Here is a 13,271-nt window from a genome sequence, read left to right on the forward strand (position 1 = left end):
GAAGGAGAAGCAATCGGGTTTATTCCATACGTAAACTTCTAATTGGGTTTGCTTTTGCAGCTTTTATGGCCTGAAAACTTACGGTCAATAAAGTAACCAGGACCGAACATATAATGGCCAATGCAAAAACCCACCACGACAGATCTACTCGGTATTCATAGCCTTCCAACCAACTTGTCATAAAATAATGGGTAATAGGAACCGCAATAACACATGATAAAACAACCAATACCACAAAATCTTTGGAAAGCATTTTCCAGACATTATAAACAGTAGCCCCCAGGACCTTGCGCACCCCAATTTCCTTTGTGCGCTGTTCTGCAACAAATGAGGTTAATCCAAACAACCCTAAACAACTAATAAGAATTGCCAAACCTGTAAATACGCTTGCCAAACTGGCTATGCGTTCTTCAGATTGGAATTTTTCAGCATATTGTTCGTCAACAAAATCATATTGAAAAGGAATATCAGGGAAGTGCTCTATAAAAACATTTTCAATTAGTTTCAGGTTTTCACTGACACTTTTTTTAGGGTTAAGTCGCAGAATGTAATAACTCGATGCTCCCTCATTATCAAAGGCGTATACTCCCTGTTTTACGGGATCATATGGCGACTGGGCAATCATATCTTCCACCACGCCTATAATTTGTCTGGGTTCTCCCGGATCCTCTATATTACTATCCTTCAGGTATAAACCAACCGGGTTGATAAGACCCATATATTTAACGGCGGTTTGGTTAATTAGCACTGCATTTGAATCTGAAGCAAACTCTTTGGAAAAATCCCTGCCTGCTACTATTTTTAAATTGAGTGATCTGGCATATTCGTAGGAAACCTGTGTCCAGGCAAAATCTTCCTGAAATCCTTCTGGTTTACCCTCCCAGGTATAACCACTATAATTAGACCAAATTTGGGTCGTAGGACTGCTTGCGGACGACATTTCAACAATAGCATCTGAATCCAAAAATTCGTTTCTCATTAATTCATATTTGCCTTCAAAATCCTGACTCATAGTAGGGATTTGGATCAATCCGTTTTTATCATAACCAACAGGCCTGTTCTTGGTGTACCGTATCTGCTGCATAACTATAACTGTACCTATAATAAATGCCACAGAAACTGTAAACTGGAGCACCACCAGGATTTTTCGTGGTACAGCTGCAAATCTGCCAGCGCGGAAGGTTCCTTTTAAAACTTCTACCGGTTTAAAAGAGGACAGGTAAGCTGCAGGGTAACTACCTGCCAAAAGCGCGGTAAATACAATAAACAAAATAGAACTAGCCCAAAACAAGGTGCTTGTCCATGGAAAGACAATTTCCTTTCTCGCCAGGTCATTAAATCCTCCGAGACTTATTAAGACGAATATAATAGCGAATACAAATGCCAAACCTACCACTAAGAAAGATTCGGATAAAAATTGATAAACCAACTGGCTTCTTTGAGACCCAATAGATTTACGTATTCCTACTTCCTTGGCCCGTTTTTCTGATCTTGCGGTACTAAGATTCATAAAGTTGATGCAAGCCAAAAGCAATACAAAGGCACCAATTATTCCAAATAGCCAGACATATCGAATTCTGCCACCCACCTGTTTGCCATTTGCAAAATTGGAACGCAAATGCCAGTCGTTCATCGGGAAAAGAAATAATTGGGGATTGAATTCTTCTGAATTAGCTGAAATATCCTTTTTTATATTCTTTATGGTTGCAGTTACTCTTTCCATGCTGATATTATCCGCGATTTGTACAAAAAGCTGAAAAGAATTATTGTCCCAATTATCAAATGAATTTTTTATCCATTCAGAAGTAGTTATATAATGTTTCCAAGGGGCTATAAATTCTAAATCATTAAACGAATTATTAAAAGGAATATCCTCATAGATACCAGATACCATCATGTCATATTCGCTATTAACTTCAACAACCTTACCTATTGGATCTTCAGAACCGAAGAGCGCATTGGCGGTTGAAGCCGAGAGCATTATTGAGTTAATCTCCCGTAACCCGGCCTTTTCTCCTTTTAAGATTTTTAAATTTAGCATTTGGGGTGCAGCTTCCTGCATGAAACTGCCTGTTCTGGAAATACTGGTCTCCTTGTATTTCAGATATTGAGAATTATTCCAGGATGACATAACAATATGCCTGAAATTATCCATATGGCCTTCGCGTATAGCCATTTCCAGTGGTCTGGGAATCCATGGTCCGGTATCGGTATTTCCGTTAAGAGTCTGTGACTGAAATACCAGGGCAATCTGGTCGTGATTTTTAAAATAGTTGTTAAAGGTTAGCTCATCTATTACCCAAAGTGCAATTATTATCGTTACGGCCATACCCAGGGCAAGTCCGCCAATATTAATTGCGGAATAAGCTTTGTTTTTTAGAAGATTTCTCCAGGCAATCTTAAAATAATTCTTTAACATGATTTGTGATTAATTGATGAATAAACTCGGGCAAAAAGGAATAAAACTATATCAAGGCGCCAACGGCCCTGTTCTTACTTTCAGTAACAATCTGACCATCAAAAAGATTTACGATGCGATGTGCAAAGTGGGAATCATGGTCTGAATGCGTTACCATAACAATGGTAGTACCTTCCTGATTGAGTTCTGTAAGCAGGTTCATTACTTCCAGGCCATTCTTGGAGTCGAGATTACCTGTTGGTTCATCGGCCAAAATAAGTTTTGGATTAGTTACAACTGCTCTTGAAATTGCTACCCTTTGTTGTTGCCCACCCGATAATTGTTGTGGAAAATGTTTTGCCCTATGGGCAATTTTCATTCGTTCCAACACTGCCATAACCTTTTCGCGCCGTTCACTTTTACTCATCTTAAGATAAATAAGGGGTAACTCCACATTCTCAAAAACCGTTAACTCATCAATAAGGTTAAAGCTCTGAAATACGAATCCAAGATTCCCTTTGCGCAATTGTGTGCGTTGTCTTTCCTTTAGGCCGGCAACTTCGTGGCCGGCAAACTGATACCTGCCTTCCGTTGGGTTGTCTAACATGCCTACAATATTCAGCAAGGTGGATTTTCCGCAACCTGAAGGTCCCATAATTGCCACGAATTCACCTTCTTCTACATTAAGGTTTACATTGTTTAAAGCAAGGGTTTCTACTTCTTCGGTTCTAAAACTCTTTTTTAAATTTTGGATCTGTATCATTTTTTGATTGTTTTTCATTTTCTAATAAACATTGGATTATAATTCTATACTATTCTGAACCAATTAAAATTTCATTTGATATTGTTTTGAACAGGAAGTCTTTTTTTAAAAGACTTCGGCAGAGTTCATATGTTACATTTATTCTCAATCTGATAAATTATTTTAGTACTACACGTTCTGCATCCCCAAAATTGTCATAATTACTGGTTATTACACTTTCACCATTTTGCAATCCCTCCAGGACTTCATAGTACCTTGAATTCTGCTTTCCTATGCGTATATCCCTTTTGATAGCTTCTCCCCCATCAGGATTCACTACAAAAATCCATTGTCCTCCGGTGCTTTGAAAAAAGCTGCCTTTGGGCAGGAGCAGTGCTTCTGAGGATTCTCCCAGTTGTAACTTTATGTTATAGCTCTGGCCTGTTCTTATTGTTTCTGGCTTCTCCCCGCTGAAAACAAGGTCTACCTTAAATTTTCCATTTCGTACTTCGGGATATACTTTTCGCAATCTCAATGGGTATTCATTTCCATTCCGCTCCAGAAGTGCTGTTAAATCCCTTATGACCCGGTCTATGTAATGTTCATCTATGGTAGCCTCAATTTTATAATCGGTTAGTACATTAATCTGCCCAATACGTTCGCCCTGGGCAATGCTTTGACCTATTTCTGCGTCGAGAAACCCTAATTGACCATCGGCGGGGGCACGCACATTTAATTGGTCTATACGCTCATATACCATAGACAAAGTTTTTTGCATACGTGCCAAATCAGTGTCCAGCCCGGATAAAGAAGTTATTCGCAATTCATCATCCTGCTGAGTTTGTAATTTGATAATATCAAACTGCCTTATGGAAAGCTCGTAATTTTCCTTAGAAGTAAGGTATTCCTCCTTTGATATCAATTCATCCTTATACAAAGCCTCATTCTGTTCAAAATTTCTCTTTAAGCGACGTAACTCATATTCTGCCGTGGCCAAAGATTTTTTTCCTTCCACCTGTCTTGAGTCGAAGGCCAGTTTTGTAGAACGCAGGTCATTTTGTTTTAAAGCCAGATTACTTTCGCTGGCTAATATTTGTTCATACAATCCCCTGTTTTCCAACTTTAAAATAATATCTCCCTTTTTTACCATAGCGCCTTCCTCAATCAACTTTTCAGTCACACGACCTCCCTCATAGGCATCCATATAAATAGTTGCAATTGGCGCCACGTTACCATTAATAGTGATATAGTCGTCAAATTTGCCCTGCGTCACCTCAGCTATGGATAATTTTTCCTTATCGGTTCTAAAGGTGGATACCTGATTACTGAATATCAATTTCCATCCGGTAAAAAGCAATAGCAGGCCTAACGCAATATACCCGTAGTGTTTGGGCCGCAATCCTTTTTTCTTCTCCAGTTTTATGTCCATCTTATTCTAATTATTTTGATTGATATTAAATACAGGTAACCCATTATAGAAATCCAAAGTGCTTTTGTTTAAATAAAAGCGAAGTAAAACCTGCAAATTTTCATTCTGGGCGGTGGCAAAAAGATTCTTTGCCTGTGTAAGATCAAGAACGCTAACCAGTCCTCTTTCATATCTTTTCTGAGCAATTGTAAATGCTAATTCCTGTGCCTGTACTTTTTTTGCGCTTTGAGCGATCTCCACTTGCAGCGAATTATAATCCTGTATGAGTTCTTGAATTGTGAGGTACAACTGCTGTTCCTGAAGGTCCAGATTGTTGTCGGCCCTGAGCAATTCTATTTTTTGTTGTTTTACTTTGGAACGGGCAGACCACCCATTGAGTATGGGAATATTAAGTGAGAATCCAATATATTTTGATGCATTATTTTTAAGTTGTTCCCTGTATGGAATCACAATTCCGGCATCATTCACAAATGTCTCAAAATAGCCTGTGCCGTACCCAGCAGCTAAAGACAACCTTGGATAATAGAGCCCCCTTGCGGCGGATAACTGTTTCTTCGCAGCTGCAGCCCTTAGTTGTTGTGCCTTAATTATGGGGATGAAACTCATGGCGTTGTTAAAAATAGAATCTTGTTGGACTATCGTCACTCCCCGTTCTGTTAATTGCTTATCCCTGATAAATGGTTCAAGAAGAATAGAAGATTTCCCAATAAAATTCATTTCTTGTATTAGTTGTAGTTGTGCTTTTTGAAAATTATTCTGGCTTTGTGTAAGGGCCAGTTCATCTGTCAATAAAAGTGATTCTGCCTCGTATAAATCTGCGCCTGCCTTTAACCCCAACTCCACTTGTCTTTTGACCAGATCAAAATTATTTTGTGAGATTTGTAGCTGCTCTTGTGATATGACCAATAAGCCCTCAAAGAATTTGATGTCGTAATAGGCCTTCATCACCCTGAATGCCAATAAGAATTTTTGCTGTTCTACATCTTCGAGGGACGCGCCATAAATCAATTTTGATGCCCTGATGGTATTTATTTTCTGAAAACCCTGAAATAAATCTATAGTTGCAGTAAGGGAATAGTTGTTGGCAAAAAAATCAGAATTAACAAAAATGTTGCTGTTAGGATCCGCGGCACGGCCAAAACTTTGAAAATAATCTGTGTAGCCATTAACAGACGGTAACAAGTTCCGGATAGACTGTTTATAGGTCTCTTCATCTGAAAGCTCTGTATACTCAAAATCGTTAAGGGATAGGTTATGCTCAATGGCATAAGAAACACATTCATCCAAAGACCATGCTTCCTGAGCAAAAGCTGAAAATGAAAAAGCAGATAAAAATAAAACTAGTATGTTAAACTTAAAGTTCATATAGTATTGGTATGCCAAACTTATAGCTACAGTTGTGCCATAAATGTATTGTATTGATCTTCAATATTTTAAAAGTTATTCCCTAGTAAACACATTTATAAGGCGTAAAATATTTGTACAGTATTTGTCAAATTTTTGGACATTATCTATTTCGTTTAAATTCGATGCCGTAGCTTTAGCTTATCGATTTAAAAAATTACAATCTGTGCTGGACGGAAAAATTTTGGTTATAGATGATAACAAAAGTGTTTTGAGTGCTTTGGAAATCTTATTGCAGTTTGAGTTCAAAACTGTGGACAGCATATCCAACCCAAACCAAATTTCAACATATCCCAAGCTAAAGGATTATGATATAATTCTCCTGGACATGAACTTCTCTGCCGGGGTAAATAGTGGCAATGAAGGTTTGTATTGGCTAAAGGAAGTCAAGAAAATGGCACCTGCTATTTCAGTGATTATGATGACGGCTTATGGCGCTGTAGATTTAGCCGTAAAAGCCCTTAAAGAGGGGGCTGTCGATTTTATCCTTAAACCCTGGAACAATGACAGGTTAATAACCACTTTAAAATCGGCCTATTCTTTACGTAAATCCCAGAAAGAAGTCAAAGAGCTTAAAGAAAAGGAGAGTAACTTAAAACAGGTCATCAATCAAAATAAAAATTATATCATTGGCAATTCCACTGCCCTGAACTTTGTTTTGAATTTGGCGCGCAAAGTAGCCAAAACGGATGTAAACATATTAATCACCGGGGAAAATGGGACCGGTAAAGAATTAATTGCGCGCGAATTACATCGCATTTCTGCAAGGAAAAATGAGGTTTTTATTGCAGTGGATATGGGTTCTATTTCCGAATCACTCTTTGAGAGTGAACTCTTTGGCCATATAAAAGGTTCTTTTACAGATGCCAAAGAAGATAGAGTAGGTAAATTTGAAGCTGCTAATGGAGGTACACTTTTTTTAGATGAAATTGGAAATTTATCGCTGCAAACACAAGCCAAACTTTTATCGGCTATTCAAAACAAGATTGTTGTTCGGGTAGGATCCAATAAACCTGTTTCTGTAGACATTAGATTGATATGCGCCACCAACTGCGACCTGGATAAAATGGTTGCCGACGGTCTCTTTAGAGAAGATTTATTATACCGGATTAATACTATCCGTATGGAAATCCCTCCGTTGAGGGAAAGGGACAATGATGTTTTAATCCTGGCCGATTTTTACCTTAAAAGATTTGCGGCCAAATATGGCAAACAGGGGTTACGAATAAACCAGGCTGCCTATGATAATTTTTTATCACACAGCTGGCCTGGCAATATTCGTGAGCTGGTACATGCCGTAGAAAGAGCGGTAATTTTAGCTGATGGAAATGTTCTAAAGCCCGCTGATTTTCTGCTGAATGAAAAGAACGTAATATCTTTTGAAACAGGGCCGGACACTTTGGAAGAAATGGAACGGCTGATGATCAACAAGGCACTGAATCAAAACAATGGAAATTATAGTGCGGCAGCAGAACAGCTGGGAATATCACGGCAAACTCTGTATAACAAGCTAAAAAAAAGTAATACGTAATGGTAAGCAGGAATATTTATTTACAGTTGGTGTTAAGAATCTGCTTATTATGCTTTACCGCATTACTTGTAGCCTTTCTGTTTTTTTCAGATTACATCATACTATCTGTTTTAATACTCTTGCTCCTGGTAGCTCAGACAGTTTCCTTGATTAATTATACAAACCATACCAATCGCAAAATTGCTTATTTTTTTGATGCCATAAAAAATGAGGATTTCACCTTGCGATTTCCTGAAAAGTTGAGTTTAAAGTCATTGGAAGAACTAAACCACAGCCTTAACATGCTGAATACCATGATACAGGATATTCATATTAAAAAGCAAATACAGGAACAGTATTATCAGGAAATTATCAGACAGTCAGACATTGGCATTATGACTATAAATAAAAAAGGACATATCCTTTTTGCCAACAAGAAAATCGAGGAACTTTTATCCTACAGGCCACTAAACCATATTAAACAATTAAACCAGGTAGATCCCGATCTTTATGAGCTGTTTTCCAAATTAATGCCTTTTGAGCGTAAACTGGTGCAATTAAGTAATGAAAGGGAGAAAAAACAACTGGCCTTAAAATCTACTGCTCTGGCATTAAATAAGGAAGAGCTTCTTTTGGTTGTGGCGCAGGATATACATCAGGAACTTGATGAAAAAGAAACAGATTCCTGGGTACGCTTAATCAGAGTACTTACCCATGAGATCATGAATACCATTACCCCTATCACTTCAATATCCGAGTCTATCCTGAAATACTATAAGTCTGAAAATGAGCCCATAAGTCTGCAAGATTTTAATAAAGATCATATTAAAAACACTGTCAGGGGACTTGAAGTCATCAAAGAGCAGGGAGGCGACTTAATGCTATTTGTGGAATCTTATAGAAGTTTTCTCAATTTACCGCCGCCGGACAAAACTCTCGTGCCGGCCCAAAAAATAATGAATAAAGTGAAAGTCTTGCTGGAACAGGAAAGTAAAAATGGCCGCATAACCATAGAGACTATTATAAATCCGGAGGAGATAGAACTCTTTATTGATGAAAAACAAATTTCACAAGTGTTGGTTAATTTGGGTAAAAACGCGGCACAGTCTCTTGGGGAACAAGAAAACGGACTTATTAAAATAACAACAGCGACCAATTCAAAAGGAGTAAAATACATAGAAGTGTGGGATAATGGCCCCGGCATATCCCCTGAATTAATAGATGAAATATTTGTTCCTTTCTTTACTACTAAAAAATCAGGGACTGGCATTGGGCTGAGCCTATCCAGACAAATTATGCATTTACATGGAGGCAACTTAATAGTGCATTCTGTGCAGCCTGAATATACCTCTTTTGTCTTATCTTTTTGACTGTTGTTATTTCTGCATATTAGCACTTTTCCGAGCATAGAAATCTCCTCCAAAGTATGAATCTGTATGAGCTGAAAATCTTCAAAAGTACCCTAATCAAATTCTTTTATATATTTAGGGGTTTCAGAGATAAAACCGTTATGAACAAAAGAGTAGGAATTCTTATTATCTGTTGCCTTTATTTGAGTGCCTGCCAAATGAAAAAAACCGACTTAAGTGAGGCTTCGGTAATCAGGGATTTTGATGAAATTGTGGCTGACGGAAAACTAAAAGTCCTGATTGCCTATAGTGCTACAAGTTACTTTTTGTATAGAGGTCAGACCATGGGGTATGAATACGAATTACTCAAGCGACTTGCCAAAAAATTAAACCTGGAATTGGAAATACAAGTGTCCAGGAATCTCGATGAGATGTTGGATGAACTTCAACATGGCAACATAGACCTTGTAGCTCACGGACTGGCAGTTACTCAGGAAAGAAAGGAGCAAGTTGCTTTCATAGATTATTTGTACCTAACCAAACAAGTGCTGGTGCAAAGAAAACCGGATAACTGGCGTAAACTAACTCTTGATAAAATTAAGGAATCCATGATTCAGGATCCCATTGAGCTAATTGGTGACACGGTTAGTGTAAGAAAGAATTCCTCCTATTTAAAACGCCTTTTGAATTTATCAAAGGAAATTGGAGGCGATATAGTTATAGATACCTTAGAGGGCACAATTTCTACCGATGAAATCATTAAACAAGTGGTAGATAAAAAAATAAAGTATACCGTAGCAGACGGGAATCTGGCAAAGATTAATGCCTCTCACAACCCAATTTTAGATGTGAGCGTGCCGGTAAGCTTTTCTCAACGCATTGCCTGGGCCGTGAGGGCAGATTCTCCTAAATTATTGGAGAAAATTAACAGCTGGATAGAGGAAGAGAAGAAGGGCTCAGACTATTATGTGATTTACAACAAGTATTTTGAAAATGAAAGGAACTTTAAACACAGGGCGAAAAGTGAATTTTACAGTTTAAATAAAAATCAGATCAGCGCATACGATGAGCTAATAAAAGAACATGCGAAAGAACTGGGATGGGATTGGCGGCTGTTGGCTTCATTGGTATATCAGGAATCCCAGTTTCAACCTAATGACTCTTCCTGGGCAGGTGCTAGAGGCTTAATGCAGATGATGCCGGCCACGGCTGAGGAGCTTGGGGTTAAGAACCTGGGGGATCCCGGGGAAAGTTTACGCGGGGGGACCGCCTATCTGGGACAGCTTTACGGTAATTTTGAGATGATAGCGGATTCGGTACAAAGGATAAAATTTACAATGGCTTCCTATAATTGCGGATATCAACATGTAAAAGATGCTCAAAACCTTGCGGAATTGGATGGCCTCGACAAGTACACCTGGGATGATAATGTAGATAAAATGATCCTGGCACTTAGTAATCCTCAACGCTACAACCATGAGGCGGTTCAGTATGGATATGTTCGCGGCACAGAACCGTATGATTATGTAATGCAGATATTTAACAGATATAACCGTTATGCCTCTTTGGTAGATTAAAATGATATTATGAAACAGATTTATCTTCTATGCGTTTTGCTGATTATCGCACATAGTTCCTCTTTGTCAGCTCAGCAAAAACCAAAACTTATTTTACAAATAACAGTAGATCAACTTAGGGCCGACCTGCCAATGAAGGTCTATGACCGTCTGCCGGCAGGTGGTTTTAAATACCTTTATGAGCAAGGCATTGTATATGAAAATGCCTATCACCGGCACGCCAATACAGAAACTGTCGTAGGGCATACCACACTGGCTACCGGGGCGGATCCTTCTGCCCATGGAATGATCGGCAATATCTGGTTCGATACTGAGAGCAAGCAAACGGTATATAATGTTCAGGACATCAACCATCCACTATTGGGTGAAGGGAGTGGGGTTGATAAAAAAACGGAAATAGATCCTACTCAGGCCGCCGCCACTACAGATGGGAGGTCGCCGGCGGCTATCCTGGGAACAACATTTAGCGATGAACTAGCCATGTTTACCAACGGAAAGGCCAAAATATTTGGCGTGTCAATAAAGGACCGTGGAGCTATTACACTTGCCGGTCATGCAGGAAAAGCATTTTGGTTCAGCAAGGCGAAGGGCGAATTTGTAACCAGCACGTATTACTATTAAGACTATCCCAACTGGGTGAAAAAATGGAATGCCCAGAAGAAAATTAATTCCTATCTTAATACCAGCTGGGAACTTATGCACGATAGGGCTACCTATACCTATGGTGAAGAAGATGATATGCCCTGGGAAACAAAATTTCCGGGCTACGGCGTGGTATTTCCACATCCTTTCGGAGAGATGAGTAAGTATTTCACCACCTTCCTCACCTTAAGCCCTGTAGGTGATGAACTGACGCTCGATTTTGCCAAAACCCTGATAGAGGCTGAAAATATAGGTTCTGATTCCATTACAGATTATCTGTCCATTAGTTTTTCTTCAACGGACTATGTGGGGCATGTCTTTGGTCCTTCCAGTCTTGAGGGTGAAGATAACCTCTTCAGGTTAGACAGAACCCTCGCAAGTCTGCTAACATTTGTTGATGAGAAAGTAGGGTTGAAAAACACCCTTATCGTACTTTCTGCAGACCATGGAGGGGTAGATGCCCCGGGGTATATGAAAAAATTTGGGATCGATGCCGGATATTTTGATATTGATGCCGTAGACACCCTTTCCATCAAAAAGGTGTTGCAGGAGGAATTTCAGGTTACCGATAAACTAGTCTCCGGTTATTTCCACCCTTATGTGTATCTAGATAAACAGGCTATTGCAAAAAACAATCTGGATATTGATGCCGTGTCAAGAGTACTGGCCGCAGAATTGAGGAAAGAAAAAGGCATTGCCGATGCCATTGCCTCTGTAGATCTCTTAGAAGGGAATTTATCCAAGACGCCATTAAATACTTCTGTCTTGCGAAATTATAATCCCAAGCGGTCCGGGGAGATCTATCTGGTGTTTGAACCCTATTGGTTTATAAATGATTTTGACGGGCTGACTGTGGCCACAACGCATGGTTCGCCATGGAAATACGATCAGCACGTACCAGTAATTTTTGTTGGCAGCGGGTTGGAAGCTGCTAAAATCTATCGCAGGGTGGAAACGGTAGACGTAGCAACTACCTTGTCTCATTATTTGAGTATTAAGGTCCCTTCCGGAGCCTCCGGCACACCCTTAAAGGAAGTGTTAAAGTGATTTCAATTCTCCTAATGGCTTTATTGACTATTGAATTGAACATTTTCAGTAAAAAAACTATTTAGAAAAACATAAGGAAATAGGCCTTTCCTATTATGGAGAATATCGGTATATTCATGCTTAACTGATATAAATCATATAATAGTTCAAGTTCCCGGGTGATCTTTATTAATTAATCAAATCCAATGATTACCTCCTTTATTAAATCTTACATTTTTAAAATTCAGCATATGAAATCAGCACGCATTATTCCTGCCTTATTCGTTTTGGTTTTCCTGATAGGGTTTTTACAATACGCTCAGGAAACAAGTCCAGCACCTGCCGCTAATGATTTAGATGACCTTTCTCAACAGGCGGCTAACCCAGTTGCGGATCTAATGAGTTTTCCTTTTCAGAACAACCTCAATATAAACAACGGCCCTTTTAACCGTAATATTAATGTGTTGAATATTCAACCGGTGATCCCATTTAGCCTAAAAAACGGGAATATCATTACACGAACAATATTTCCTATTGTAAGTATCCCTGATTTTGGGAGTGAAACGGGTACTTTTACTTCCGGTTTAAGTGATATTGTTTTTACCGCTTTTTATTCTCCAAAAAGCGAGACTATCTGGGGCATTGGTCCGGTCCTTGAAATACCTACGGGAGGTAGCATGCGAGGTACTGAAAAATGGAGTGTAGGGCCTTCCCTGGTTGCTTTGATACAACCCGGAGATTGGACCTTTGGGGCATTGATGAACAATGTCTGGTCTTTTGCAGGGGCATCAGATCGGGAAAAAGTTAATCGTATGCTGCTAAATTTATTTATTGTTCGTCAGCTAGGTAATGGCTGGTATATCAATAGTGCTCCAATCATCACAGCCAATTGGGAGGCCAATTCCGGAGATCAGTGGGTGGTTCCTTTTGGAGCCGGAGGTGGTAAATTGTTTTTTCTTGGCGGAAAACTCCCCATAAATATTCAGACACAGCTCTATTATAACGTGGTCAAACCCGACTTTGGCCCGGAATGGCAGTGGCGTTTTCAGCTGCAAATACTTCTGCCAAAAACGATTTTTGCTGGAAAAGGTTAAAGCAAATATCTTTATATCACTCATTGAATTAAAATATTTTACCGGGATTAATAGGTCAAAAAAATATTGTAAATCTTAATAAATTGAATGCGGTAATCAA

General features: G+C 39.1%; 10 protein-coding genes. 6 read left to right on the forward strand and 4 right to left on the reverse strand.

The window, feature by feature from the left end; translation table 11 throughout:
* Window positions 1–19 precede the first annotated feature (19 nt).
* From Q0874_RS02665 to Q0874_RS02680, 4 genes are all read right to left on the reverse strand, one after another.
* Complete coding sequence (locus Q0874_RS02665) at window positions 20–2,419, reverse strand: ABC transporter permease (protein WP_299159035.1); 2,400 nt, start codon at window positions 2,417–2,419, stop codon at window positions 20–22.
* A gap of 46 nt (window positions 2,420–2,465) precedes the next feature.
* Window positions 2,466–3,161, reverse strand: a complete 696-nt coding sequence (locus Q0874_RS02670) for an ABC transporter ATP-binding protein (RefSeq protein WP_299159037.1) — start codon at window positions 3,159–3,161, stop codon at window positions 2,466–2,468.
* Between the two features lie 157 nt (window positions 3,162–3,318).
* The gene (locus tag Q0874_RS02675) at window positions 3,319–4,569 is read right to left on the reverse strand and encodes an efflux RND transporter periplasmic adaptor subunit (RefSeq protein ID WP_299159041.1); all 1,251 of its coding nucleotides are present in this window, start codon (window positions 4,567–4,569) and stop codon (window positions 3,319–3,321) included.
* 6 nt (window positions 4,570–4,575) lie between these two features.
* Window positions 4,576–5,934 (reverse strand): TolC family protein, encoded by a 1,359-nt coding sequence (locus tag Q0874_RS02680; RefSeq protein WP_299159044.1) that lies wholly within the window; start codon window positions 5,932–5,934, stop codon window positions 4,576–4,578.
* 205 nt (window positions 5,935–6,139) lie between these two features.
* On the opposite strand from Q0874_RS02680, the gene Q0874_RS02685 reads away from it, so the two are divergent.
* The 6 genes from Q0874_RS02685 to Q0874_RS02710 all read left to right on the forward strand — a co-directional run bounded on the left by Q0874_RS02685 (window position 6,140) and on the right by Q0874_RS02710 (window position 13,171).
* A complete protein-coding gene (locus tag Q0874_RS02685) occupies window positions 6,140–7,504 on the forward strand; it encodes a sigma-54 dependent transcriptional regulator (RefSeq protein WP_299159046.1) in 1,365 nt (454 codons plus the stop codon).
* Window positions 7,505–7,533: 29 nt separating this feature from the next.
* Entirely contained in the window at window positions 7,534–8,853 is a 1,320-nt protein-coding gene (locus tag Q0874_RS02690) for an ATP-binding protein (RefSeq protein WP_299159049.1), read from the forward strand.
* A 140-nt stretch (window positions 8,854–8,993) separates the two neighbouring features.
* Window positions 8,994–10,409 carry a transporter substrate-binding domain-containing protein gene (locus Q0874_RS02695; RefSeq protein WP_299159052.1) on the forward strand — a complete coding sequence of 472 codons (1,416 nt, stop codon included), beginning with the start codon at window positions 8,994–8,996 and terminating at the stop codon, window positions 10,407–10,409.
* A 9-nt stretch (window positions 10,410–10,418) separates the two neighbouring features.
* The gene (locus tag Q0874_RS02700) at window positions 10,419–11,030 is read left to right on the forward strand and encodes an alkaline phosphatase family protein (protein ID WP_299159055.1); all 612 of its coding nucleotides are present in this window, start codon (window positions 10,419–10,421) and stop codon (window positions 11,028–11,030) included.
* A gap of 15 nt (window positions 11,031–11,045) precedes the next feature.
* Window positions 11,046–12,098: an alkaline phosphatase family protein gene (locus tag Q0874_RS02705; protein ID WP_299159058.1), complete on the forward strand. Its 1,053-nt coding sequence runs from the start codon at window positions 11,046–11,048 to the stop codon at window positions 12,096–12,098.
* A 230-nt stretch (window positions 12,099–12,328) separates the two neighbouring features.
* Window positions 12,329–13,171: a hypothetical protein gene (locus Q0874_RS02710; RefSeq protein WP_299159061.1), complete on the forward strand. Its 843-nt coding sequence runs from the start codon at window positions 12,329–12,331 to the stop codon at window positions 13,169–13,171.
* The last annotated feature ends 100 nt before the right edge of the window (window positions 13,172–13,271 follow it).

The sequence above is a fragment of the uncultured Eudoraea sp. genome (assembly GCF_947490415.1).
Classification (GTDB): Bacteria; Bacteroidota; Bacteroidia; order Flavobacteriales; family Flavobacteriaceae; genus Eudoraea.

Excerpts from the sequence above, each read along its gene's own strand:
- Q0874_RS02665 (WP_299159035.1), bottom strand. The coding sequence starts at position 2,419 with ATGTTAAAGAATTATTTTAAGATTGCCTGGAGAAATCTTCTAAAAAAC.
- Q0874_RS02670 (WP_299159037.1), bottom strand. The coding sequence starts at position 3,161 with ATGATACAGATCCAAAATTTAAAAAAGAGTTTTAGAACCGAAGAAGTA.
- Q0874_RS02675 (WP_299159041.1), bottom strand. The coding sequence starts at position 4,569 with ATGGACATAAAACTGGAGAAGAAAAAAGGATTGCGGCCCAAACACTAC.
- Q0874_RS02680 (WP_299159044.1), bottom strand. The coding sequence starts at position 5,934 with ATGAACTTTAAGTTTAACATACTAGTTTTATTTTTATCTGCTTTTTCA.
- Q0874_RS02695 (WP_299159052.1), top strand. The coding sequence starts at position 8,994 with ATGAACAAAAGAGTAGGAATTCTTATTATCTGTTGCCTTTATTTGAGT.
- Q0874_RS02700 (WP_299159055.1), top strand. The coding sequence starts at position 10,419 with ATGAAACAGATTTATCTTCTATGCGTTTTGCTGATTATCGCACATAGT.
- Q0874_RS02710 (WP_299159061.1), top strand. The coding sequence starts at position 12,329 with ATGAAATCAGCACGCATTATTCCTGCCTTATTCGTTTTGGTTTTCCTG.